We start from the raw sequence: 23,226 nt of genomic DNA, 5'->3' as shown, positions 1-23,226 counted from the left end.
AAGGGAACATGGCCCGGCGCGCCGTTGGATTCAAGCGTCGCCCCGAAGCGTGGAGTGTGGCATTTTCCCCGCGTCATGGAAGGAAGCGAAGACAAACTCACCGCGATCCGCCGCCAGCTCGACGCGATCGACGACAAGCTGCTCGACCTGCTGGCCGAGCGCGCGCGCAAAATGGACGAGGTTCAGGCCGCGAAGGGCGGATCGGGCGGCGTGTTGTGCCGGCCGGGCCGCGAGATGCAGATCCTGCGGCGTTTGACCAAGCGCATCGCCGGCCCCTTGCCCGCCGATCTGGTCGTGCGCATCTGGCGCGATGTGGTGACGAGCTTCACCCGCCTGCAAGGCCCGTTCGCGATCGGCGCGTTGAACGAACCCGCTTGGCTCGCCGATTTGGCGCAGCGCCATTTCGGCCTGGGCGATCCGGTGCGCGGCGTCGATGGTGCGTCGCGCCTGTTCTCGATGCTCGCCGACGGCGCGGTGCGCATCGCCGTGTTCCCCTCGCCCGAGGATTCCGACACGCCGTGGTGGACGCGAATCGGCCGCGACGGGACGCAAGTCATCGCGCGCTTGCCCGTCGACGGCACCGAAACCCAGCCCGGCGGTTTGGTCGTCGGCAAGCAAGCCTTCGATCCGTCGGGCGACGACCGCCATTTGCTGGTCGTCGAGTTCGACGAGGCCGTGTCGCGGCCCCGAATCGCCAAGCGTTTCGCCGATGCCGGCATCGCGCTGGAACGCATCCTGGCCGAAACGTCCGACAAGACCGGCCAATGCGTGCTGGCGGTCTGCGCGGCGGCGATCGCGGCGAACGATCCGCGCTTGGCGGCACTGGCGGGCAAGGATGCGCGCGTGCGCTTGGCGGGCGGCTACGCGCTGCCCTTGGCGCTGGCCTCGGCGGCTGGTAATACGCCGCGCGCGCGCAACAAAGGAATTCGCCGATGAGCCGTCCCGAAGCCAAGCCCGGTGTGATGAAGATTTCGCCCTATGTCGGCGGAAAATCGTCGGTGCCGGGCGGCGCCAAGCCGATCAAGCTGTCGTCCAACGAAGGGGCGCTGGGCCCGTCGCCCAAGGCGCTGGAAGCAGCCGCGAAGGCCGCCGCCGAGATGCATCGCTATCCCGATGGCGGCGCTTCGGCCATTCGGGCGGCGATCGGCAAGCGCTTCGGCCTCGATCCCGAGCGCATCGTCGTGGGTGCGGGTTCGGACGAACTGATCGCGCTGCTGGTCAAGGCCTATGCCGGCCCCGGCGACGAAGTGCTCTACAGCCAGTACGGCTTCGTCATGTACCCGATCTCGACCCATGCCGCCGGGGCAACCCCGGTGACGGCGGACGAGAAAGGCTATCGCACCGACGTGGACGCGCTGATCGCCAAGGCGGGCCCGAAGACGAAGATCTGCTTCGTCGCCAACCCGAACAACCCGACCGGCTCCTATATCTCGGCGGCCGAAATGAAGCGCCTGCGCGACGGCTTGCCGCCGCACACGCTGCTGATCGTCGACGCGGCCTATGCCGAGTTCGTCGCGCGCAACGACTACAGTGCGGGCGCCGAGCTGGTCGATGCCGGCGAGAACACGGTGATGCTGCGCACCTTCTCGAAGATTTTCGCGATGGGCGGCATGCGCCTGGGCTGGGCCTACGCGCCCGCCAACGTGATCGACGTGCTGAACCGCGTGCGCGGCCCCTTCAACGTGTCGGCGATCGCGCAAGCCGCAGGCGTGGCGGCGCTGGAAGACATGGCGCACCAGGACGCGTCCCGCGCGCATAACGACAAGATGCTCGCCTGGTTCCCGGGCGAGGTCGCGAAGCTCGGTCTGACGACGCTGCCCTCGGTCGGCAATTTCGTGATGATCGAATTCCCGAAAACCGGCAAGACGGCTTCGGCGGCGAACGACTTCCTGATGTCGCGCGCGATCATTCCGCGCATGGTGGCGAATTACGGCCTGCCGGATTTCCTGCGCATCACGCTGGGCACCGAGGACGAAATGCGCAAAGTCCTCGCCGCCCTTTCCGATTTCATGAAAGCCTGATCATGGCAAAACCGATCGTCGACACGCTGGCGATTATCGGCTTCGGGCTGATCGGCTCGTCGATCGCGCGCGCCGCGCGCAAATCGGGAGCGGTCAGTCGCATCGTCGCGTGCGACATTTCCGCGCCTGCGCGCCGGACCATCGCCAGACTGAAACTCGCCGACGAAATCGCCGCCGATCCGGCGAAGGCGGCGGCGAAGGCCGATCTCGTCATCGTCGCATCGCCGCTCTCGACCTATCCCAAGCTCGGCAAAGTGCTGGGCAAGGCGATGAAGAAGGGTGCCATCCTTTCGGATGTCGGCTCGGTCAAGCGGCCGGCGCTCGACGGTTTGGGCGCGAGCTTGCGCAGCGGTGTGCATCTTGTTCCGGCCCATCCGATCGCGGGCACGGAAAATTCTGGGCCGGAATCCGGCTTCGCCGAGTTGTTCAAAGATCGCTGGTGCATCGTGACCCCGGTGCGCGGCACGCCGAAGGACGCGGCGCAAAAGGTCGAAGCGTTTTGGAAGCGCATCGGCTCGAAGACCGCGCGCATGACGCCCGCACACCATGATCGCGTGCTGGCGATCACCAGCCATGTGCCGCATCTGATCGCCTACACGATCGTGAACACGGCCAGCGACCTCGAAAGCACCTTGCGCGCCGAAGTCATCAAATACAGCGCCAGCGGCTTCCGTGATTTCACGCGCGTCGCCGCGTCGCATCCGGTGATGTGGCGCGACGTGTTCCTCGCCAACAAGGACGCCGTGCTCGAAATGATGGGCCGGCTCTACGAGGATATCGCGACGATGCAGAAGGCGATCCGCCACGACGAGGGCGCCACACTCGAACGCCTGTTCGCCAAAGCGCGCAAAATCCGCCGCTCGATCGTGCAGGCCAAGCAGGCCTAAAGCAGCGCTTCGGCGATCTTCGCCCATTCGGCGTCGAGCGGACCGGTTTCCGCCGGCTGCTTGGCGCGGCGATACCAATAGCCCGCGTTCGACAGATCACCTTCGACGCGATGCAGATGAGCATGCACCCAATCGTGCTTCGGCTCGCCTTCGTCCTGCTGGACGAGCTTATGCGCCGCATCCCAATCGCCGCGCCCGGCGTGCCACAAGGCCTCCACCGGGCGGGTGAGGCCCGGCGGCGGCTTGTCGTTTTTCAACGTCGCGCGGAAGGCGGCCAGATCCATCTTATTTCTCCGTCACCCCGGACCAGCCGGCGCATTCGCGCCGGCGCCGATCCGGGGTCTAGGCTCCCAAATAGATCCCGGCTCTCGCTAACGCTCGGCCGGGATGACGGCGATGCTCAACCCTGCTTGGCGATCGCCTGGAAGGCGCCCAACGCCGCCATGTTGACGATGTCGCCGACCGAAGCACCGACCTGCGCGATCTGGGCGGGCGAGGCCAAGCCCACCAGGATCGGGCCGACGACCGTGCCGCCCGCCAGCATCTGCACCAGCTTCGACGAGATATTCGCCGAATGCAGGCCCGGCATGACCAGCACGTTGGCGGGGCCCGTCAGGCGCGCGAAGGGATAGAGGTTCTTCATCAGATCGTAGTCGAGGGCGACTTCGGGGCTCATATCGCCGTCGAATTCGAAATCGATCTCGCGCCCGCCGTCGTGCATGCGCTCCAATTCCTGCACCGCTTCGCGCACCTGGGACGCCTTCTCGCGCACCGGATTGCCGAAATTGGAGAAGGAGGTGAGCGCCACGCGCGGCTCGTGCCCGAGCTTGCGCGCCGCCGCCGCCGCCGCGATGGCGATTTCGGCCATGTCGCGCGCGTTGGGCAGTTCCGTCACCGTCGTGTCCGCGACGAAGACGGTGCGTTCCTTGGTCATCATCACGGTGAGGCCGATGAAGCGCTTGCCCTTCTCGGCGTCGATCACGCGGGTGATGTCCTCCAGCGCTTGGTAGTAGGAGCGCGTCGTGCCCGTCACCATCGCGTCGGCGTCGCCCGTCGCGACCATCAGCGCCGCGAACACGTTGCGGTCCTGATTGACCAGACGCTGGCAATCGCGATGCAGCGAGCCGTGGCGGCGCAGGCGCGCATAGAGATAATCGGCGTAGCGCTTGTTGTCCTTCGACAGGCGCGCGTTATGCACTTCGAGCCCGAGCTGCGACGCCGACTGATTGATATGGGCGTTGCGCATCGCCTCGGCCACGCGATCTTCGCGGCCGATCAGAACCGGCGTGCCGTAGCCCGAATTGCGGAAGGCGATCGCGGCGCGGATCGTCTTTTCCTCCTCGCCCTCGGCGAAGACGACGCGCTTGGGGTTCGCCTTCACCGTTTCGAAAATGCGGTCGAGCATCGCGCCCGCGGGATCGCGGCGCAGCTGCAACGCGTGGCGATAGGCTTCCATATCCGCGATGGGTTTGCGCGCCACACCCGAATCCATCGCCGCCTTGGCGACGGCGGCGGGCACGACCGAAATCAAACGCGGATCGAAGGGCACGGGGATGATGTATTCGGGCCCGTATTGCAGCTTGCGGCCGGCATAGGCGGCGTCGAGCCCGTCGGGCACGTCTTCGCGCGCCAAGGCGGCGATCGCGTGGGCGGCGGCGATCTTCATCTCCTCGTTGATCGTGCGCGCGCGCACATCCAACGCGCCGCGGAAGATGAACGGGAAGCCGAGAACGTTGTTGACCTGGTTCGGGTAGTCCGACCGGCCGGTCGCGATGATCACGTCGGCGCGCGCTTCCTTCGCCTCCTCCGGCGTGATTTCGGGATCCGGGTTCGCCATCGCGAAGATGATCGGCTGCGCGGCCATCGAACGGACCATCGCCTTGTCGACGGCGCCCTTGACCGACAGGCCGAAAAACACGTCGGCCCCTTCCATCGCTTCCTTCAGCGTGCGCGCCTTGGTCGGGGCCGCATGCGCCGATTTCCATTGGTTCATGGAATCGGTGCGGCCCTGGTAGATGACGCCCTTGGTGTCGCACAAGATCACGTTCTCGTGCTTCATGCCCATCGCCTTGACCAGTTCGGCGCAAGCGATACCCGCCGAACCCGCGCCGTTGATGACCATCTTGGTCGTCGCGATGTTGCGGCCGGTGAGTTCCAGCGCGTTGATCAACCCGGCGGCGGCGACGATCGCCGTGCCGTGCTGGTCGTCGTGGAACACCGGAATGTCGAGCAGTTCGCGCAGGCGCTGCTCGATGACGAAGCACTCGGGTGCTTTGATGTCTTCGAGATTGATGCCGCCGAAGGTGACGCCCAGATAGCGCACGCAATTGACGAATTGGTCGACGTCCTTCGTATCGACTTCGAGGTCGATCGAGTCGACGTCGGCGAAACGTTTGAACAGAACGGCCTTGCCTTCCATCACCGGCTTGCCGCCCAAAGCGCCCAAATCGCCGAGCCCCAGCACCGCCGTGCCGTTGGAGATCACGGCGACGAGATTGCCCTTCGACGTGTAGTCGTAGGCCGCGTCGGGGTTCTTCGCGATATGCAGGCACGGCCACGCCACGCCGGGCGAATAGGCGAGCGACAGATCGCGCGCGGTCGTCAGCGGCTTCGTCGCGACGACTTCGATCTTGCCGGCTTTGCCGCCTTGCTGATGGAAGAGCAGCGCGTCCTGTTCGGTGACGGGCGCGGAATGGGAGGTCATGTTCGGCTTCGCCTTTATGCTGAAAACGCGTTTCCGGTGCGGGCCGGCGCAAGATGCGCGACCTCGTTATAACGCTATGGTACGTGTATCGAGCCCGCGCCGTCAAAAACTCGGCGCAGAATTCAAATGCTGCATTGCACGCGGCGCTGCCTAAATTATTCTCACTTCCGACATGACCGATACCAACACAGCTCCACCCCGCGAAACAGATGCCGCCGTCACCCCGATGATGGCGCAGTACCTGGAATTGAAACGCCAATATCCGAACGCCTTGCTGTTCTATCGGATGGGCGATTTCTACGAGATGTTCTTCGACGACGCTGTTGCAGCTGCGAAGGCGCTCGATCTGACATTGACCAAGCGCGGCCTGCATCTGGGACAGGAGATCCCGATGTGCGGCGTACCCTGGCATGCGCACGAGGCGTATCTCGCCCGGCTGATCCGCCAAGGCTTCCGCGTAGCGATCTGCGAACAGATGGAAGCGCCCGAGGAAGCCAAGAAGCGCGGCGCTAAAAGCGTGGTGAAGCGCGATGTCGTGCGCTTGGTGACACCCGGCACGCTGGTCGAAGACACGTTGCTCGACGCGCGATCCAACAATTATCTCGCTTGCCTCGCCGAAGCCGCCGGCGCCATGGGCCTTGCGTGGCTCGACATGTCGACCGGCGATTTCCGCGTGCAGAGCGTTTCCGCCGCCGGCTTGGGGGCCGCGTTGGCGCGCGTCGCACCCGGCGAGCTGTTGCTCTCGGAACGCTTGGCCGGCGCCGCCGATCTGGCGGGCGCCATTGAACCGTTCAAGGCGCTGCTGACACCGCTGCCATCGGCGCGGTTCGATTCCGAAAACGGGCGCCGGCGCCTTGAAACGCTCTATGGCGTCAAATCGCTCGATGGCTTCGGCAATTTCGGCCGCGCGGAAATCGCCGCCGCCGGATCGCTGGTCGATTATGTCGAGCTGACGCAGAAAGGCCGCCTGCCGCGTTTGACGCCGCCCGCACGCAACGCCGAAAGCGGCACGATGGAAATCGATCCCGCGACGCGGCGATCGTTGGAGCTCACCGAAACCCAAAGCGGCGAAAAGCGCGGCTCGCTGCTCGCGACCATCGATCGCACCAAAACGCCCGCCGGGGCGCGCTTGCTGGCGCAACGCTTGGGCGCGCCCTTGACCGACGCGGCCGCCATTGCGGCACGGCTCGACATGGTCGGGTTCTTCGTTGCCGCGTCGCGCGCGCGCGACGCGCTGCGCAACACGCTGGCCGGTTTCCCCGATCTCGAACGCGCGTTGCAGCGTTTGGCGTTGGGGCGCGGCGGTCCGCGCGATCTTTCCGGCATCGGCCTGGGCTTGCGCAAGCTGCCGCAAGTGCGCGCGGAACTGCGCGGCCATGCGGGCGACGTGACGCTGCCCGCCGGCATCGTCCAAGCGCTCGACGATTTGGGCGAGCATGGCGAACTCGCCGATACGCTGACACGCGCGCTGGCCGCCGATCTGCCGCTCGATGCGCGCGACGGCGGATTCATCGCCAAGGGCTATGCGCCCGAGCTCGACACGCTGATCGAAGCGCGCGACGAAGGACGGCGCCTGATCGCGGGGTTGCAGCAGAAATACGCCGACGAGACGAAAATCTCGGCGTTGAAGATCAAGCACAACAACGTCATCGGCTATTACGTCGAAGTGAACGCCCAACACGGCGAAAAGCTTTTGAAGCCGGGCGGCGATTTCATCCATCGCCAGACGATGGCGGGCGCGGTGCGCTTCACCACCGTCGATCTGTCCGAACTCGAATCGCGCATCTCCGGGGCGCGCGACAAGGCGCTGGCGGTCGAGCTCGAACTCTTCGCCACGCTGGTGCGCGACGTGGTCGCCAAGGGCAGCGAGATCGCGCGCGCGGCGCAAGCACTCGCCGCACTCGATGTCGCCGCCGCGAGTGCGGATCTCGCCGTCGATGGCGATTGGTCGCGCCCCGTCGTCGATGCGTCGCGCGTGTTCGAAATCGAAGGCGGGCGCCATCCGATCGTCGAAGCGGCGTTGAAGGCGCGCGGCGATGCGGGTTTCGTCGCGAACGATTGCACGCTCGATGCCGAGACCGGTCAGTTCGTGTGGCTCGTCACCGGGCCGAACATGGCCGGTAAATCGACCTTCCTGCGCCAGAACGCGTTGATCGCCGTCCTCGCCCAAGCCGGGCTTTACGTGCCCGCCAAGCGCGCGCGGATCGGCGCCGTCGATCGCCTGTTCAGCCGTGTGGGTGCCGCCGACGATCTCGCGCGCGGGCGTTCGACCTTCATGGTCGAAATGGTGGAGACGGCCGCGATCCTCAATCTCGCGGGGCCGCGTGCGCTGGTCATCCTCGACGAGATCGGGCGCGGCACCGCCACTTGGGACGGCTTGTCGATCGCGTGGGCGTGCGTGGAACATCTTCACGCCGCCAATAAATGCCGCGCGTTGTTCGCCACGCATTATCACGAGCTGACGGCGCTCGCCGCCAAGCTGCCTGGCCTTTCCTGCCGCACGATGCGCGTCAAGGAATGGAAGGGCGACGTCGTGTTCCTGCACGAAGTCGGGGCGGGCACGGCGGATCGCTCCTACGGCATTCATGTCGCAAAGCTGGCGGGTTTGCCGGCGGCGGCCGTCGCGCGCGCCGAGGAAGTCTTGAAGGCGCTGGAAGGCGGCGCCGAAGCGCAGAACCTCGCCAAGCTTGCCGACGATCTGCCGCTGTTCGCCGCCCCGTCGCCCAAAGGCGGCTTGCCCAAACACGCGGGCAATCCCGAACTGGAAGCCGCGATCGACGCGTTGCTGCCCGACGAACTCACGCCCAAACAAGCGCTCGAAGCGCTTTACGAAATCAAAAAACTCCGCGCGAAGGAAACGCCATGACCGACAAAGTCGCTCTTCTCACCGGTGCGGGCAAAGGCATGGGCGGGGCGTGTGCGCGCGAACTCGCCGCACGCGGCTGGAAGGTCGCCCTGCTCTCGCCGTCGGGCAACGCCGAAAAACTCGGGCCCGAACTCGGCGGGATCGGCATTACCGGATCGGTCGTCGAGACAGCCGATCTGCAACGCCTGACCGACGCGGCGATGAACAAATGGGGTCGCATCGACGGCGTGGTCACATCGACCGGCCATCCGCCCAAGGGCGATCTTCTGTCGCTCGACGACGATGCGTGGAAGAAGGGCCTCGACCTCGTCATCCTCGACGTCGTGCGCCTGGCGCGTATCGTCACGCCGATCATGGAGAAGCAAGGCAAGGGGGCGTGGGTCAATATCTCGACCTTCGCGGCGTTCGAGCCCGATCTGGTGTTCCCGATTTCCTGCACGCTGCGCGCCGGGCTGGGCGCCTTCGCCAAGCTCTACGCCGATCGCTACGCCAAGGCGGGCATCCGGATGAACAACCTTCTGCCCGGCTTCATCGACTCGCTGCCCGTGAAGGAAGCGCTGCTGCCGAAAATTCCGATGGGCCGATACGGCAGCACGGCGGAAATCGCGAAAACCGCCGCGTTTTTGCTGTCCGACGATGCGGGCTACATCACCGGCCAAAATTTGCGCGTCGACGGCGGCATTACAAGGTCCGTGTGATGCGCTTCGTCGTTCTCGCCCTGATACTGATCGCGTCGCCGCTGGCGGCGCAAACGCGCTGCGGTGAGATCGTGACGATCGATCCGCCTTCGGGCGGCACATTCGCGCTGTCGGTCGCCACACCCGAGTTGAAGCCAAACGCCGTGCTGATCCTGCTGCCGGGCGGCAACGGCATGCCGGAACTCGACGCGAATGGCTGCGCCAAGGAATTGCGCGGCAATTCGCTGATCCGCGCGATTCCGGAATTCAACAAGGGCGGCATGGCAACCGCGTTGGCCGATGCGCCCGCCGAATGGCGCGGGCGCGATGGGCTGGCGGGATTCCGCGTCGAGCCTGCGCATGCGCAGGCGTTGGGTGTGGCCGTCGCCGAAATGCGCAAACGCTTCGCTGTACCCGTGTGGCTCGTGGGCACGAGCCGGGGTGCGATTTCCACCGCCAACGCCGCCAGCCGGTTGGACGGCGACGCGAAACCCGATGGCGTGGTCATCACCTCGCCCGTCAGCGCGGGTGCGCGCGGCAATCTGCCCTGGGTGGCGCATGACGTGTTCATGTTTGCGCTGGATCGAATTTCGATTCCGCTGTTGGTCCTCGGCCACGCGAAGGATACGTGCTTGCGCTCGCCGCCCGCCAACGTGCCGCGCATCGCGGACAAGGCGACCGCGTCGCCGCGCCGCCAAGCCGCGATCATGGACGGTGGGCCGGGATCGAGCGCGAAGCCGGGCGATCTGGCGGCGTGCGAAGGCCGCCAGCCGCACGGCTTCCTCGATCAGGAATCCGAAATGGCCGCCGGGATTTTGCGCTTCGTCGGCGGCGGGCGTTTTTAGCGAACGCCGAGCAATTCGACGTCGAATACCAGCACGGCATTCGGCGGGATCACGTTGCCCGCCCCGCGCGCGCCATAGCCCAGATCGGCCGGGATGATCAGCGTGCGCTGGCCGCCCGGCTTCATCGACGCCACACCTTCGTCCCAGCCGCGAATGACGCGGCCCATGCCGAGCGGGAATTCGAAGGGCTGGCCGCGATCGCGCGAGGAATCGAATTTGCGGCCGCGCTTGCCGTCTTCCAGCAGCCAGCCAGTGTAATGCACGCGCACCGTTTGGCCGGAAGTCGGCGAATCGCCCGCCCCTTCCTTTACGTCGACGATGCCGAGACCCGAGCGCGTGCGCTTGGCGGCCGAAAGATCGGAGGTTTGCGCGTCGGCTTCGTCGGACATCGGGATCACCAAAGCAAGGCCGAGTGCGAGTGCCGCACGGCGGGGAAGAAGATGTGTCATGGGCAGGCTTTTATCAGGGGGCGGGCAGATCGACAACGCGCCGGTCGCCATTGTCGTCCGCGAATGTGATCCGCACGATCCCGCCGCCGCGCCGATAATTTTCCGGCAGATCGATCAACGCGGTCGAGCGGATCAAACGCGGCCGGCGATCCTGGCCCAACGGCACGCGGAAGCTCATCCCGAAATCCACGCCCGACGACGAACCGCCCGACGCCCCCACGCCCACACCGGGGCGTTCCTCGCGCAACGGCAGCGGGCGGATCACGTCGATCTTGCGTGCGGGAATGGGTTCCACATTATCCGACCGCAATTCCGCCGCGACGATGGGCGAAGCGTCGTCGGCCTGGATTTCAAGTACGCGCCCGTCTTGCGACAGCCCGGCCCGTAACGCGGGCGCGCTGGGCGGGGCCGGGTGACAGGAAACCAGAACCACGCTTGCCAGGAATACCGCCCATCCGTGCCGCAATTTGGTCTCCATTCCGTTCGACCCGATCATTATACTGAGTTCATGGACGAATCTTCGCCCCGTGACGACGTCGCCAATCAGCGCGCGATCATCGACCGCCGCGCCATCGACGGCGAATTGCGCGCCCTTGCCGAAGCGCATAAGGGCCCGGCGGAGAAATTGCGCCCCGTCGCCATCGAAAAGCTGAAAGCCGTCCTGTCCGCCGGCCGCACGGAGATTCGCCGCCGCTTCGAAATGAAGCAAGGTGCGGCGGGCAGCGCCAACGGCGCGCAGACCGTGCGCGCGGGCGCTTTCCTGATCGATCAGATCGTGCGTCTCGTCTACGACTTCGCCGATCGCCATATCTATCCGGCGTCGAACCCGACCGCGGGCGAGCGTTTGTCGATCGCCGCCGTCGGCGGCTATGGCCGCGCGGAAATGGCGCCGCAATCGGATATCGATCTGTTGTTCGTGCGGCCCTACAAATCGAGCCCGCGCACCGAGCAGATGGTGGAGTGGACGCTCTACGCGCTGTGGGATCTCGGCCTCAAAGTCGGCCATGCGACGCGCTCGGTGGAGGAATGTATCCGCCTGGCGCGCGAGGACATGACCATCCGCACCACGATGCTGGAAAGCCGGTATCTGTGGGGCGACGACAAGCCGTTCCTCGACGTGAAGAAGCGCTTCTACGCCGAAGTCGCCAAGGGCACGGGCGCCGAGTTCGTCGAAGCCAAGCTCGCCGAGCGCAACAAGCGCCACCAGCGCATGGGCGATTCGCGCTACGTGCTGGAGCCCAACGTCAAGGACGGCAAAGGCGGCTTGCGCGACCTGCACACGCTGTTTTGGATCGGCAAATATCTGCACCGCGTCGAAACGGTCGCCGATCTGGTGCTGAAGGGCGTGTTCACCGCCGAGGAAGCCGCGCGCTTCGCCAAGTGCCAGGAATTCCTGTGGAGCGTGCGCTGCCATCTGCACTATCTCGCGGGGCGGCCGGAGGATCGGCTGACCTTCGACGTGCAGACCGAAATCAGCGAGCGCATGGGCTACACCGACCGGCCGGGTACACGCGGCGTCGAGCGCTTCATGAAACACTACTTCCTGATCGCGAAGGAGGTCGGCGACCTCACGCGCATTTTCTGCGCGGCGCTGGAAATCGAGGAAGGCAAGAAGACCAAGTTCGACGTCGGCAAGCTGTTCGCGCGCACGCCCAAGCCCAAGCAGATCGGCGACGGGCGTTTCGCCATCGAAAGCGGGCGACTGACGCTGGCCAAGCCCGACGCCTTCGTGAAGGACCCGGTCAATTTCATCCGCATATTCCGGGTGGCCCAGCTCAACGAGCTGGACATCCATCCTTACGCGCTGCGCCAGATGCGCCAGGGCTTGCGCGGCGTCGACGCGAAATTGCGCAACGATGCTGACGCCAACGCCCTATTCCTGGAAATCCTGACCGATCCGAACGCGGAAACGGCGCTGCGCCGGATGAACGAAGCGGGCGTGTTCGGGCGTTTCATTCCCGATTTCGGCCGTGTCGTCGCGCAGATGCAGCACGACATGTACCATGTGTACACGGTCGACGAGCACACGATCTTCGCCATCGGCATTCTGCATCGCATCGAGAAAGGCGAGCTGACCGCCGATCATCCGCGCGCCAGCGAAGTGATCCGCCAAGTGCAGTCGCGCCGCGCGTTGTATTTCGCGCTGCTGCTGCACGACATCGCCAAGGGCCGCGGCGGCGACCATTCGGAAATCGGCGCGGAAATCGCGCTGAAGCTGGGGCCGCGCGTCGGATTGACGCCGGAGGAAACCGAAACCGTATCGTGGCTGGTGCGCTATCACCTCGCCATGTCGGCGACGGCGTTCAAGCGCGACATCCAGGACCCGCAAACGATCCGCGCCTTCGCCGAATTGGTGCAAAGCCCCGAGCGCTTGCGCCTGCTGCTGTGCCTGACGGTCGCGGATATCCGCGCGGTCGGCCCCGGCGTGTGGAACACCTGGAAAGCCACGTTGCTGCGCGATCTTTACGACCGCACGGTCGAAGCCTTGGCCGGCGCCTATTCGGAAGAAGGCACGATGAAGCGCGTCGCGATCGCGCAAGCGCGCCTCAAGGACGAGCTCGTCGATTGGAACGAAGCCGATATGGCTTGGTTCGCGGGGCTGGGCTATCCCGCCTATTGGCTGTCGCTCGATCCCACGACCCAGGCGCGCCATGCGCGTTTCGTGCGCGAGGCGGAGCGCGCCTCGCTGCCGCTCGCCATCGATACGCGCATCGACCGCAAGCGCACGGTGACCGAGATCACGATCTATACGCTCGACCATCCCGGCTTGTTCGCGCGCATCGCGGGTGCGATGGCGCTGTCGGGCGCGAATATCGTCGGCGCGCAGATCTTCACGCTATCGAACGGCATGGCGCTCGACTCCTTCTCGATCCAGGAATCGGCCAACGATCCCGACGGCGTGCCCGCCGCCTTCGACCGGCCCGAGAAACTCGCGCGCCTCGCGACGCAAATCGAGCACGCGCTGGGCGGGCGTTTGCGCGTGAAGGAAATGCTGGCCAAGCGCCCGGCGATCCCCAGCCGCACGCGCGTGTTCACCGTGCCGCCGCGCGTGATCATCGACAATCAGGCGTCCAAGCATCACACGCTGATCGAGGTGAACGGCCGCGATCGAATCGGCTTCCTTTACGACATCGCGTCGACGCTGACGACGCTGGGCCTATCGACCGCGACCGCCAAGATCATGACCTATGGCGAGCGCGCGGTTGACGTCTTCTACGTGAAGGACGTGTTCGGCCATAAGATCGAGGACGAAACGAAGCTGGAGCGCATCCGCAAGGCGCTGATCGAGGTGTTGTCGGCCAACGGCGAGGAAACCCCCAAGCCGCGCAACAAACGCGCCGAAGCGGCCGAATAGAATGGCCTTGCTGCGCGCGACCGCGACGGTCGGTTCCTATACGATGGCGAGCCGCGTGCTCGGCTTCGTGCGCGATATGGCGACCGCCGCGTTCCTCGGCGCAGGGCCGATCGCCGACGCGTTTTTCGTCGCGTTCAAATTTCCGAATTTCTTCCGCCGCCTGTTCGCCGAGGGCGCCTTCGCCGCGGCGTTCGTGCCGATGTTCGCCGGAACCGTCGCCCAGCACGGCAAGCAAGCCGCCAAGGAATTCGCCGAAAGCGCGATGGCCGTGCTGCTCGCCGTGTTGTTCGCGCTGGTCGTGGCGGCGGAATTCGCGATGCCCTGGGTCGTGTCGGTCATCGCCCCCGGCTTCGCGGACGAACCGCAGCGTTACGCGCTGGCCGTCGATTTCACGCGGATCACCTTTCCCTATCTGCTGTTCATCTCGCTGGTCGCCTTGCAGGGCGGCGTGTTGAACTCGCTCGATCGCTTCGCCGCCGTCGCGGCCACGCCGATCCTTTTGAACCTCTGCCTGATCGGCGCGATTTTCGGTTTCACGCCCTTCATGCCGTCGGCGGGGCATGCGTTGTCGTGGGGGGTGGCGCTGGCCGGCCTCGCACAATTCCTGTTCCTCGCCTGGGCTTGCGGGCGCGAAGGCATGGGCTTGCGTTTGCGTCTGCCCAAACTCTCGCCCGACACGCGCGCCTTGATGACGCGCATGGCGCCGGTCGCGTTGGGCTCGGGGGCGGCACAGATCAATCTGGTGATCGACGTGATGCTCGCCTCGCTGCTCGCGGCGGGCTCGATCTCGTGGCTTTATTACGCCGACCGCGTTTACGAACTTCCGCTGGCGGTGATCGGCATCGCCATCGGCACGGCGCTGCTGCCGCTGCAATCGCGCCAGGTGCGTTTGGGCGACGAGGAAGGGGCGCGCACGACCCTCAACCGCGCGATCGAGGCGGCAAGCCTTCTCACCTTACCCGCCACCGCCGCTTTGGTGGTGCTGGCCGAACCGATCGTGTCGGTCTTGTTCCTGCGCGGGGCCTTCACCGGCGCCGATGTATCGGGCACGTCCGCCGCCCTGGTCGCCTATACGGTCGGGCTGCCCGCTTATGTCGCGGTCAAGGTCCTGACGCCCAATTTCTATGCCCGGCACGACACCAAATCGCCGGTCAAAATCGCGGTCGCCTGCGTGATCTTCAACACGATCTGCGGTGTCACGCTGATGCAGGTCGTCGGCCATGTCGGCCTGGCGCTGGCGACGGCCCTGGCCGCGATCCTCAATGCCGGCGCTTTGGCCTGGATGCTGCGCCGCGCGGGCCATTTCGCACCCGATGCGCGGCTCAAATCCCGCCTGCCGCGCCAATTGGCCGCCACGGCGATGATGGCGTTGATCCTGTCGGCGGGGTTGCGCTTCGCCGAGCCCTTCCTGGCGGTGCATGGGCTGCGTTACGTGGCGCTGGCCGCCCTGATCGCGCTGGGGCTGGCCGCCTATGGGGCCGCCGCGCTGATTTTGGGGGCGGCGCGCCCCGCCGACCTCAAATCCTTCGCGCGCGGTTGACCGGACGCGGCGGGGACGCGATAAACCCCGCGTCATGAACCGCATCTTCTCGGGCATCCAGCCCACCGGCAACCTGCATCTCGGCAATTATCTCGGCGCCATCCGCAATTGGGTGAAGCTGCAGAAGGATTACGAGTGCATCTTCTGCATCGTCGACCTGCACGCGATCACCATGCCGCAGGACCCGGTCGAATTGCGCAAAGCGACGCGCGAGGTGACGGCCGCCTATATCGCCTGCGGCATCGATCCCGAAGCGTGCACGATCTTCAACCAGTCGACCGTGTCGGCGCATGCCGAGCTTTCCTGGGTGCTGGGCTGCATGACGCCGCTGGGCTGGCTGAACCGCATGACCCAGTTCAAGGATAAGGCGGGCAAGAATCGCGAAAACGCGGGGCTGGGCCTCTACGCCTATCCCGTGCTGATGGCCGCCGACATTCTGGCCTATAAGGCGACGCATGTGCCCGTGGGCGAGGACCAGAAGCAGCATCTGGAACTGGCGCGCGACATCGCGGGCGCCTTCAACGCGCGCTACGGGGTCGAGTTTTTCCCGCAGCCCGAACCGCAGATTTTCGGCGCCGCGACGCGCGTCATGTCGCTGCGCGACGGCACCAAGAAGATGAGCAAGTCGGAGGAATCCGACAATAGCCGCATCAACCTGACCGACACGCCCGATCTGATCGCGCAGAAGATCAAGCGCGCCAAGACCGATCCGCTGCCCTTGCCCGCGACGGTCGAAGAATTGGCGACGCGCCCGGAAGCCGACAATCTTCTGGGGATCTACGCGGCGTTGACCGACAAATCCCTGGAAGCGGTCGTGCAGGAATTCGCCGGCGCGCAATTCTCCACCTTCAAGGGCGCTTTGTCGGACGTGGCGGTCGCGGTGCTGTCGCCGATCACGGCGGAGATGAACCGCATGATGGCCGATCCCGGCAGCATCGACGCGGTGCTGCGCCGGGGCGCCGAACGCGCGGGCGACATGGCCGCCACGCATCTGCGGCAGGTCTACGACATCGTCGGCTTCCTGCGGCCGTAAAACCGCGACCTATTCCCGCACGGCAACGGGATATAACCGGCGCGTCACTTGCCCCGTGAACGTCCCTGGCCCAATATCGGGCCGGGGTTCGTTGCGCGTTGCAGATTTATCTACCTATCGCCGAAGCGTCGATCGACATCTTCCTGCTGCTGCTGCTGGGCGGCGGCGTGGGATTCCTGTCGGGTCTGTTCGGCGTGGGCGGCGGCTTCCTGATGACGCCGCTGCTGATCTTCATCGGCATTCCGCCCGCCGTCGCCGTGGGCTCGGGGGCGGCGCAGAACATCGCCTCGTCGGTGTCCGGCGTCATCGCGCATATGCGCAAGGGCAACGTCGATTTCCGCATGGGCGGCGTGTTGCTCGGCGGCGGTATCGTCGGCTCGACGCTGGGCGTGCAGATCTTCGCGCTGTTGCGCAGTTCGGGCCAGGTCGAGTTCTTCATCTCCATCGCCTATGTCGTGGTGCTCGGCATCGTCGGCGGGTTGATGCTGATCGAGACGATCAACACGCTGCGCAAACGCTGGCAGAACAAACGCAGCGGCGCCGCACCCGTGCGCCGCAAGCTGCACGAACATATTTGGCTGCACGGCCTGCCGCTGAAAATGCGCTTCCCGCATTCGAAGCTCTATATCAGCGCGCTCGCCCCGTTCGGCATCGGCGCCATCGTCGGCGTATTGTCGGCGCTGTTGGGCGTGGGCGGCGGCTTCATCATGGTGCCGGCGATGATCTATCTGCTGGGCATGCCGACGGTCGTGGTCATCGGCACGTCGCTGTTCCAGATCATCTTCGTGTCGGCCAACGTCACCTATCTGCAAGCCTGGCAGGTGCAGACGGTCGATATCGCGCTGGCCGTGCTGCTGCTGGTCGGCGGCGTGACCGGCGCGCAATTCGGCGCGCGCTTCGGCGCCAAGCTGCGCGGCGAATCGCTGCGCGGATTGCTGGCGCTGATCGTGCTGGCGGTCGCGATCAAGCTGTTCGTCGATCTGGTGATCCCGCCCGAGGATATCTATTCGATCGTCGTGCGCACGGCGGAGACGCCGGAGCCATGAAGCGCATTCTTCTCCTGCTCGGTCTTCTGTTCGCGGTCGCAATCCCGCAGCAAGCGCGCGCGCAAGCGCTGGTCGCCGATTTGTCGAGCCATCTGATCGCGATCACGGCGGGTTTCGCGGGCACCGAGTTGTTGCTGTTCGGCGCCACCGAAGGCGAAGGCGACGTGGTGGTGCTGATACGCGGGCCCGACAGTGACGTCGCCGTGCGCCGCAAGGCGCGCGTCGCGGGCATCTGGATCAACACCGAGACGCTGAGCTTCGCCAACGTGCCGAGCTATTACCGCGTGGCGTCGTCCAAACCCTTGGACGAGATCGTCACACCCGCCTTGCGCCAGCGCCATCAGATCGGCAGCGATTTCCTGCGTCTGACCCCGTCGCGCGACGCGGATGCGATCGCGCTCGCCGCGTTCCGCGCCGGATTGTTGCGCAACAAGGAAAAGCTGGAGCTTTACGATCCCGAGCCCGGCCGCGTGACCTTCCTGGGATCGCGCCTGTTCCGCACGCGCATCGTGTTCCCCGCCAACGTGCCCACCGGCGCCTATTCGATCGAAGTGCTGCTGGTGCAGAACGGCCAGGTGATCGCCGCGCAATCGACGCCGATGTTCGTCAGCAAGATCGGCGTGGGCGCCGAAATCTACGATTTCGCCCATGTCCACGCGGCATGGTATGGTTTGATCGCGATCCTGATCGCGGTCTTCGCCGGCTGGTCGGCCGGCCTTATCTTCCGCAAGTCGTGAGTTCACGCCAGGAGACTTCCCGATGCCAAATCGCACGCCGCAAGCGCAGCGCGTCTTTCTGGTCGTGGTCGACGAAAGCCCGGAGCTGAAAATCGCGCTGCGCTTCGCCTGCAATCGCGCGCGCCATGTCGGCGGACGCGTGGCGATGTTGTACGTGACCGAACCCGCCGAAGGCGGCGAGTGGATGGGTGTGGGCGAATTGATGCGCGAAGAACGCCGCCAAGCCGCCGAAACCAAGCTCGCCGAACTGTCGACCGTCGTGCACGAAATGTCGGGCGAGACGCCGATGCTTTATGTGCGCGAGGGCGACGCGCGCGAAGCCTTGCTCGCCTTGCTCGACGAAGAACCCGCGATCTCGATTCTGGTGCTGGGGGCGGGCACGGGGCGCGGCGGGCCGGGCCCGCTGGTCACCGAGCTTGCGGGCAAATACGCGGGCCAATTGCGCGTGCCGCTGACGATCGTCCCCGGCAGCCTGACCGACGACGATATCGACGCGATTTCCTAGGCCGCGTCGGGCACCGCTTCCGGCGCGAAGACTTCGCGAGTCCCCGAAAGCCCCTTCATCGGAAAGCGGCCGATCGAGACGAGCTTCTCGGTGCCTAGGGCCGCGAATTCCTCCGACACGACCAGCGGCAGATCGACCTTCTTGGCGACACCTTCCAGGCGCGAGGCGAGATTGACCGCCGGGCCGATGGCGGTGAAATCCAGCCGGTCGTGCGCGCCGATATTGCCGTAATAGATTTCGCCGACATGCAACGCCGCGACCGCGCGCAGCTTGCCCGCGTCGGGAAAATCGAGACGGCGCACGCAAGCGAGCGCGTCGCGCGCCGCCGCCATCGCGTCGCGCGCGGCCTGGCGGGCAAGTTCGATATCTGCGATCGGGAAGATCGCCAGCATGCCGTCGCCGACGAATTTCAGCACTTCGCCGCGATGGGCGTGAACCGCCCCCACCTGCACTTCGAACCATGCGTTCAGGATTTCGATGGTGCGCGTTTCGGGCAAACTGTCCGCCAGCGCCGTGAAGCCGCGCATATCGGTCGCCAGAATGGCCGCATGGATCGATTCGCCCGTCCCGCGCGCGACCTCGCCCTTCAGCACCTTCGTGCCGGTGTGACGGCCGAGATAGATCGCCAGCAGATCCTGCGCGATGCGCCGTTCGGTGACCAGCGCCAGCGGCCCTTCCAGCGACGTGAACGCCGCGCGAATCGCCGCGATGTCGCTGGCAATGAACCCGCCGGGACGCTTGGTCGCCACATTGCCGACCTGGAAGCGGCGGTCGTTGGTGGCCCCCAACATGCCGCCCAGCGCGATCGGCAGGGCGAAATAATCCGTGTAACCCTGGGCGCGCAAATCTTCGATGATGGGGAACGGCGTGTCGTTCGAGCCTTCGATTTTGACCCGGATGGTTTCGCCGCGTTCGACGATCGCCGGGAACGGGCTGCTGCGATAGACGTCGCTTTTGGTGACGTCATGCTCGATCAGCACTTCCTCCGCCACGCCGGATTCCTGCCACCAGCGAATGCCGTAGCCGCCGAATTGCGGATGCAGAAGGGCGACCGACAGCGCCATGCGGTCGATCGGCAGGCCGGCGGCGACCATCCGCCAGGCGAAACCGTCGAGCAGCTTGATCGGCGAGCCCACCGCATAGGCCTTGCCGTGGGTCCAGCCGAGCAATCCGGCAAGGTCTTTGACCTTGGGCCGCTGGGCTTCCGGACGGGTGAAACGGCGGCGTTGAAGCACGCCCGCCGGCGCATTTCGCAGCTGCAAAAGCGAATTCATGTTTTTATTTCAAACCTTTACAGTACGTTTCCTTTTCGGGGTTGACCGCTCGGGTATTCATCGCCATTTAAATCCCACTCGGCCCACCCCGGTCGGCCAGGGCCCCCAACGGCGCGGAGTCGCGTATTGGACCCGCCTCGTTTGCCCGACTAATTTGGGAGTGTTCGACATGTTCATCCAGACCGAAACGACGCCAAACCCGGCGACCCTGAAATTTCTGCCCGGCCGCGACGTGCTTGGCCAAGGGGCGGCCGATTTCAAATCCGCCGACGACGCGGCCCAGCGCTCGCCGCTCGCCAGCAAGCTTTTCGGCGTCGATGGCGTGACGGGCGTATTCCTGGGGGGCGACTTCGTAACGGTCACGAAGGCGGATGACAAGGATTGGCATCTGCTGAAGCCGTCGCTGCTGGGCGCCATCATGGAGCATTTCACCTCCGGTGCCGCCGCGTTGACCGCCGAACAGGGCTCGGCCCACGGCGCCGCCGGCGCCGAGGACAGCGAGATTGTTGCCCAGATCGTCGAGCTGCTCGACACCCGCGTGCGCCCGGCCGTGGCGCAAGACGGCGGCGACATCGTTTTCGACCGCTTCGAAGACGGCATCGTCTACTTGCATATGCAGGGCTCCTGCTCGGGCTGCCCGTCCTCGACCGCGACGCTGAAGTCGGGCATCGAGAACATGCTCCGCCACTATATTCCGGAGATCGTCGAAGTTCGCGCGGCCTGATTTCGGGCCCCGCGAACTCGACATCCCGTTTCCGAGGAATTTGAATATGGAACGCACCGCCGACGCGGCGGATTCGCGCGACTTCGCGTCGCTTGAATCCCCGGCGCCCCTTGCGCGCCCGATTCGCATTCTTGTCATTGTCGCCTTCGTCGCCGCCGGCCTGGCGGCACTGGCGATGAACGCCAAAGGCAGCGCGCCCTGGCGCGAAGCGCTGCGCCTGCCGCTCCCCCCGATCGCGAACGGCGACGCCGCGCCCGAATTCGAAACCGAGAACGTCACGCGCATCGCCGGTAAAGCGGCGGCCGAGCTTTACCACCTCTATGTCGAGCGCGGCTTCGTGCTACAGGCGGCGCGCGAAGGGGCGGAGATCGTCCCGCGCCTGATCGTCGAACGCCTGCCGCGCGATATGGGGGCGCTCGATTCCAGCGAGTTCCGCAAAGCGGTGTTCATCAAAACGCTGCTGCCGCTGTTGTTGATGGAAAACGAGCGCATCCTGGCCGATCGCGCGCGCCTTCAGGATGTTCTCGCCGCCGGCCCCGACGCCGCGCCGGCCGACCGCGAATGGGTCGCCGATCTCGCCGAGCGTTTCGGCGTCGAACCGACGCAAACGCGCGAGCTGCTGCGCCGCGTCGACGCGATCCCGGTATCGCTCGCCATCGCCCAAGCCGCGATCGAAACCGGCTGGGGGACGAGCCGCGTGGCCCAAGCGGGCCAGGCGCTGTTCGGCCAGATGGTGTTCCGCACGCCCGACGACGACGGCAAGGTGCGCAAGTTCGAACAGCTCGAACATGCCGTGCAGGCCTATGCCGAGAATCTCAACACGCATCGCGCCTATGCCGAATTCCGGCGCGCGCGCGAACAAGCCCGCCGCGACAATCCCAACGCCGATTTAACCGCGCCCGACGGCTACACGCTCGCGCAGCATCTGCGCCGCTATTCGGAACGCGGCATGGATTACGTGCGCGAGGTGCGTTCGCTGATGCGCGTCAACGGCCTGCGGGCCCTCGATCGCGCCAAGCTCGACACCGCGCGCGCCGACATCGCGAACGCGGGTTAAGTGTTCGAGATCAGACGCCCTTCGCGCGCGAAGGGCAGCGAACCGCCGCCGAGGCCCGCGACGAAAACCGTGCCCGACAGGCGATAATCGAGCCCGTCGCGCCGCGTCATCGCGATGAAGCCGGGCAGCAAATCGAGCATCGACACGCTGGCCGGCACGATCAGCCGCGCCTCGCCCAGGCGCGGCACGACCACGCCGTCGCCGGTTTGGCCGCGCGCCAGCGTTTCGCCGTTGACGTCGAGCACGACGCGCAAACCCGTCAACGACACGTCGCTGGGATTGGGGTTCGACAGCGCCAGTGTCAGCGCCAAACGCTGTTCGAACAGCCCGCCGCCGTCCATCGGGGCGAGATCGACGAGGCGCACGTCGAGCGGATCGAGGTGCAGATTGGCGCACGCGGCGAGCGATGCCGCTGCCCCGCCGATCAGCAGGAAACGGCGCGCGATCACGTCCGGACGACGAGGTCGGCGGCACCGTCCGCGTCGACGAACGGGATCGCCGTCGGCGGTTTCGACAGCAAGGCGAAGGCCGCCACGCCCGCGATGCCCAAACCCAGCACCGCGACGACATTCGTCGCGGCCGCGTATTTGCCGCCCAGCGCCAACACGCCCGCCAACGCGCCCGCAACCCACAACTGGCGCGACGACGCCTTGCCATAGACGCATTCGCCGACGAAATGCTCGCAGTTGCGTTCGAGCCAGTCGTAACCCGATTCGTTCAAGCGCGACGCGGCGCGCGCGACGATCTCCGCCGGCGGGAAACTGGGCCGGTCGATCGGCACGATATGCAATTCGGACTCGCCGACGAATTCGCGCAAGGTTTCGCGCACCACGCCCTTGCCGGGCCGGCGCGACAAAACCGTGCCCGCGCCTTCATGGATGCCGACATGCCAATACAAGCCTTGGCGCACGGCGAGGATCTCGCCCGGTCCGATGGTTCCCGTCACTTCAGAGTCTCCTGTGCGTAGACCCCCCAGATATGGGTACGTTCGAGCCAGCCGCGAAACCCCCCGGCCTCGACCCGGCACCAATCGCCCTGGCATTCGATCAGTGTCGCGATCACGCCCGCCTCGACCCGCGCGAGGCCCGGCGCGGCGGCTTCCGCCCGGCGCTTGAGTTCGACGGTCGTTCCCGCATCGCCCAGCACGACGGCGGTGCGCCGTCCGGTCAGCATCGATTGGTGGACCCAGCCTTCCGTGCCCTCGCGGTCGCGCACGCGGCGCCAATTCTCGAATTCCTGGGTGATTTCGACCGGCATCTGGCGGCGCACGAACACCCATTCGACCGGGTAGCGCACGCCGGGGCCGGTGCGCAGATTGACTTCTTCCGAGCGCAGCGAAACGAAGCGCGGAACGGGCAGATTGTCGCGCTGGCTTTGCGCGAATGCCGGTGCCGGCGCCAGAATGGCGGCGGCGATCAAGAGGGCGCGAATCATGATGCCCCCATTATAGACAAGCCGTGCCCCGCCCTGCTACGCGGGAAAGCATTACGGCCGCCCGAGGACACG

At 65.8% G+C, this 23,226-nt stretch carries 22 protein-coding genes; 14 read left to right on the top strand and 8 right to left on the bottom strand.

The annotated features are described in order from the left end of the window. Window positions 1–75 precede the first annotated feature (75 nt). The 3 genes from J0H39_03075 to J0H39_03065 are packed head-to-tail and all read left to right on the top strand — an operon-like array spanning window position 76 to window position 2,908. The gene (locus J0H39_03075) at window positions 76–936 is read left to right on the top strand and encodes a chorismate mutase (GenBank protein ID MBN9495715.1); all 861 of its coding nucleotides are present in this window, start codon (window positions 76–78) and stop codon (window positions 934–936) included. Next, window positions 933–2,021 (top strand): histidinol-phosphate transaminase, encoded by a 1,089-nt coding sequence (locus J0H39_03070; GenBank protein ID MBN9495714.1) that lies wholly within the window; start codon window positions 933–935, stop codon window positions 2,019–2,021. Before J0H39_03075 ends, J0H39_03070 begins: the two co-directional genes overlap by 4 nt. Window positions 2,022–2,023: 2 nt before the next feature. After that, window positions 2,024–2,908, top strand: coding sequence for a prephenate/arogenate dehydrogenase family protein (locus tag J0H39_03065; protein MBN9495713.1), 885 nt, complete (start codon window positions 2,024–2,026; stop codon window positions 2,906–2,908). On the opposite strand, the gene J0H39_03060 is transcribed toward J0H39_03065, so the two are convergent. After that, on the bottom strand, window positions 2,905–3,192 hold the full coding sequence (locus J0H39_03060; GenBank protein ID MBN9495712.1) for a hypothetical protein: 288 nt from the start codon (window positions 3,190–3,192) through the stop codon (window positions 2,905–2,907). The genes J0H39_03065 and J0H39_03060 overlap by 4 nt on opposite strands. Window positions 3,193–3,308: 116 nt before the next feature. Then, a complete protein-coding gene (locus J0H39_03055) occupies window positions 3,309–5,612 on the bottom strand; it encodes an NADP-dependent malic enzyme (GenBank protein ID MBN9495711.1) in 2,304 nt (767 codons plus the stop codon). A gap of 172 nt (window positions 5,613–5,784) precedes the next feature. Here J0H39_03055 and mutS point away from each other — a divergent pair, with 172 nt between their 5' ends. Genes mutS through J0H39_03040 form a run of 3 tightly spaced genes read left to right on the top strand, consistent with a single transcriptional unit; the run spans window position 5,785 to window position 10,000 of the window. After that, window positions 5,785–8,478 (top strand): DNA mismatch repair protein MutS, encoded by a 2,694-nt coding sequence (gene mutS / locus J0H39_03050; GenBank protein ID MBN9495710.1) that lies wholly within the window; start codon window positions 5,785–5,787, stop codon window positions 8,476–8,478. After that, entirely contained in the window at window positions 8,475–9,176 is a 702-nt protein-coding gene (locus tag J0H39_03045; GenBank protein MBN9495709.1) for an SDR family oxidoreductase, read from the top strand. The genes mutS and J0H39_03045 overlap by 4 nt, the downstream gene beginning before the upstream one ends. Next, window positions 9,176–10,000 carry a hypothetical protein gene (locus J0H39_03040; GenBank protein ID MBN9495708.1) on the top strand — a complete coding sequence of 275 codons (825 nt, stop codon included), beginning with the start codon at window positions 9,176–9,178 and terminating at the stop codon, window positions 9,998–10,000. Before J0H39_03045 ends, J0H39_03040 begins: the two co-directional genes overlap by 1 nt. Here J0H39_03040 and J0H39_03035 read toward each other — a convergent pair. Both J0H39_03035 and J0H39_03030 read right to left on the bottom strand, forming a co-directional pair. Continuing rightward, on the bottom strand, window positions 9,997–10,449 hold the full coding sequence (locus J0H39_03035; protein ID MBN9495707.1) for an FKBP-type peptidyl-prolyl cis-trans isomerase: 453 nt from the start codon (window positions 10,447–10,449) through the stop codon (window positions 9,997–9,999). The two genes, J0H39_03040 and J0H39_03035, sit on opposite strands and share 4 nt — an antisense overlap. A 13-nt stretch (window positions 10,450–10,462) precedes the next feature. Continuing rightward, window positions 10,463–10,927 (bottom strand): hypothetical protein, encoded by a 465-nt coding sequence (locus tag J0H39_03030; protein MBN9495706.1) that lies wholly within the window; start codon window positions 10,925–10,927, stop codon window positions 10,463–10,465. A gap of 30 nt (window positions 10,928–10,957) precedes the next feature. Between J0H39_03030 and J0H39_03025 the strand changes: the two genes are divergently transcribed. From J0H39_03025 to J0H39_03000, 6 genes are all read left to right on the top strand, one after another. Further along, window positions 10,958–13,804 carry a [protein-PII] uridylyltransferase gene (locus tag J0H39_03025; GenBank protein ID MBN9495705.1) on the top strand — a complete coding sequence of 949 codons (2,847 nt, stop codon included), beginning with the start codon at window positions 10,958–10,960 and terminating at the stop codon, window positions 13,802–13,804. 1 nt (window position 13,805) lies between these two features. Beyond that, window positions 13,806–15,344, top strand: a complete 1,539-nt coding sequence (murJ, locus tag J0H39_03020; GenBank protein ID MBN9495704.1) for a murein biosynthesis integral membrane protein MurJ — start codon at window positions 13,806–13,808, stop codon at window positions 15,342–15,344. A gap of 34 nt (window positions 15,345–15,378) precedes the next feature. Next, a complete protein-coding gene (gene trpS, locus J0H39_03015) occupies window positions 15,379–16,377 on the top strand; it encodes a tryptophan--tRNA ligase (protein MBN9495703.1) in 999 nt (332 codons plus the stop codon). A gap of 98 nt (window positions 16,378–16,475) precedes the next feature. Next, entirely contained in the window at window positions 16,476–17,423 is a 948-nt protein-coding gene (locus J0H39_03010) for a sulfite exporter TauE/SafE family protein (GenBank protein ID MBN9495702.1), read from the top strand. Further along, window positions 17,420–18,160, top strand: a complete 741-nt coding sequence (locus J0H39_03005; GenBank protein ID MBN9495701.1) for a TIGR02186 family protein — start codon at window positions 17,420–17,422, stop codon at window positions 18,158–18,160. The genes J0H39_03010 and J0H39_03005 overlap by 4 nt, the downstream gene beginning before the upstream one ends. 22 nt (window positions 18,161–18,182) lie before the next feature. Continuing rightward, entirely contained in the window at window positions 18,183–18,665 is a 483-nt protein-coding gene (locus J0H39_03000; protein MBN9495700.1) for a universal stress protein, read from the top strand. Here J0H39_03000 and J0H39_02995 read toward each other — a convergent pair. After that, the gene (locus J0H39_02995; GenBank protein MBN9495699.1) at window positions 18,662–19,939 is read right to left on the bottom strand and encodes an adenylate/guanylate cyclase domain-containing protein; all 1,278 of its coding nucleotides are present in this window, start codon (window positions 19,937–19,939) and stop codon (window positions 18,662–18,664) included. The genes J0H39_03000 and J0H39_02995 overlap by 4 nt on opposite strands. 169 nt (window positions 19,940–20,108) lie before the next feature. Here J0H39_02995 and J0H39_02990 point away from each other — a divergent pair, with 169 nt between their 5' ends. Then, window positions 20,109–20,663, top strand: coding sequence for a NifU family protein (locus J0H39_02990; GenBank protein ID MBN9495698.1), 555 nt, complete (start codon window positions 20,109–20,111; stop codon window positions 20,661–20,663). 46 nt (window positions 20,664–20,709) lie between these two features. Then, on the top strand, window positions 20,710–21,720 hold the full coding sequence (locus tag J0H39_02985) for a glucosaminidase domain-containing protein (protein MBN9495697.1): 1,011 nt from the start codon (window positions 20,710–20,712) through the stop codon (window positions 21,718–21,720). Here the strand turns inward: J0H39_02985 and J0H39_02980 are convergent. Genes J0H39_02980 through J0H39_02970 form a run of 3 tightly spaced genes read right to left on the bottom strand, consistent with a single transcriptional unit; the run spans window position 21,717 to window position 23,154 of the window. Further along, window positions 21,717–22,169, bottom strand: coding sequence for an LEA type 2 family protein (locus J0H39_02980; protein ID MBN9495696.1), 453 nt, complete (start codon window positions 22,167–22,169; stop codon window positions 21,717–21,719). The two genes, J0H39_02985 and J0H39_02980, sit on opposite strands and share 4 nt — an antisense overlap. Continuing rightward, entirely contained in the window at window positions 22,166–22,666 is a 501-nt protein-coding gene (locus J0H39_02975; protein ID MBN9495695.1) for a lecithin retinol acyltransferase family protein, read from the bottom strand. The genes J0H39_02980 and J0H39_02975 overlap by 4 nt, the downstream gene beginning before the upstream one ends. Further along, a complete protein-coding gene (locus tag J0H39_02970) occupies window positions 22,663–23,154 on the bottom strand; it encodes an SH3 domain-containing protein (protein MBN9495694.1) in 492 nt (163 codons plus the stop codon). Before J0H39_02970 ends, J0H39_02975 begins: the two co-directional genes overlap by 4 nt. Between the last annotated feature and the right edge of the window lie 72 nt (window positions 23,155–23,226).

It is taken from the genome of Alphaproteobacteria bacterium (assembly GCA_017308135.1).
Taxonomy (GTDB): Bacteria; Pseudomonadota; Alphaproteobacteria; order CACIAM-22H2; family CACIAM-22H2; genus Tagaea.
Note: the sequence above shows the minus strand (reverse complement) of the source record. Positions and strands in the feature narration are given on the sequence as shown.

Coding starts and splice junctions, on each gene's coding strand:
- murJ (MBN9495704.1), top strand. CDS start 13,806: ATGGCCTTGCTGCGCGCGACCGCGACGGTCGGTTCCTATACGATGGCG.
- mutS (MBN9495710.1), top strand. CDS start 5,785: ATGACCGATACCAACACAGCTCCACCCCGCGAAACAGATGCCGCCGTC.
- J0H39_03035 (MBN9495707.1), bottom strand. CDS start 10,449: ATGACACATCTTCTTCCCCGCCGTGCGGCACTCGCACTCGGCCTTGCT.
- J0H39_03030 (MBN9495706.1), bottom strand. CDS start 10,927: ATGGAGACCAAATTGCGGCACGGATGGGCGGTATTCCTGGCAAGCGTG.
- J0H39_02970 (MBN9495694.1), bottom strand. CDS start 23,154: ATGATTCGCGCCCTCTTGATCGCCGCCGCCATTCTGGCGCCGGCACCG.
- J0H39_03040 (MBN9495708.1), top strand. CDS start 9,176: ATGCGCTTCGTCGTTCTCGCCCTGATACTGATCGCGTCGCCGCTGGCG.
- J0H39_03075 (MBN9495715.1), top strand. CDS start 76: ATGGAAGGAAGCGAAGACAAACTCACCGCGATCCGCCGCCAGCTCGAC.
- J0H39_03025 (MBN9495705.1), top strand. CDS start 10,958: ATGGACGAATCTTCGCCCCGTGACGACGTCGCCAATCAGCGCGCGATC.
- J0H39_03055 (MBN9495711.1), bottom strand. CDS start 5,612: ATGACCTCCCATTCCGCGCCCGTCACCGAACAGGACGCGCTGCTCTTC.
- J0H39_02985 (MBN9495697.1), top strand. CDS start 20,710: ATGGAACGCACCGCCGACGCGGCGGATTCGCGCGACTTCGCGTCGCTT.
- J0H39_03045 (MBN9495709.1), top strand. CDS start 8,475: ATGACCGACAAAGTCGCTCTTCTCACCGGTGCGGGCAAAGGCATGGGC.
- J0H39_03070 (MBN9495714.1), top strand. CDS start 933: ATGAGCCGTCCCGAAGCCAAGCCCGGTGTGATGAAGATTTCGCCCTAT.
- trpS (MBN9495703.1), top strand. CDS start 15,379: ATGAACCGCATCTTCTCGGGCATCCAGCCCACCGGCAACCTGCATCTC.
- J0H39_02995 (MBN9495699.1), bottom strand. CDS start 19,939: ATGAATTCGCTTTTGCAGCTGCGAAATGCGCCGGCGGGCGTGCTTCAA.
- J0H39_03000 (MBN9495700.1), top strand. CDS start 18,183: ATGCCAAATCGCACGCCGCAAGCGCAGCGCGTCTTTCTGGTCGTGGTC.
- J0H39_03060 (MBN9495712.1), bottom strand. CDS start 3,192: ATGGATCTGGCCGCCTTCCGCGCGACGTTGAAAAACGACAAGCCGCCG.
- J0H39_03005 (MBN9495701.1), top strand. CDS start 17,420: ATGAAGCGCATTCTTCTCCTGCTCGGTCTTCTGTTCGCGGTCGCAATC.
- J0H39_02990 (MBN9495698.1), top strand. CDS start 20,109: ATGTTCATCCAGACCGAAACGACGCCAAACCCGGCGACCCTGAAATTT.
- J0H39_03065 (MBN9495713.1), top strand. CDS start 2,024: ATGGCAAAACCGATCGTCGACACGCTGGCGATTATCGGCTTCGGGCTG.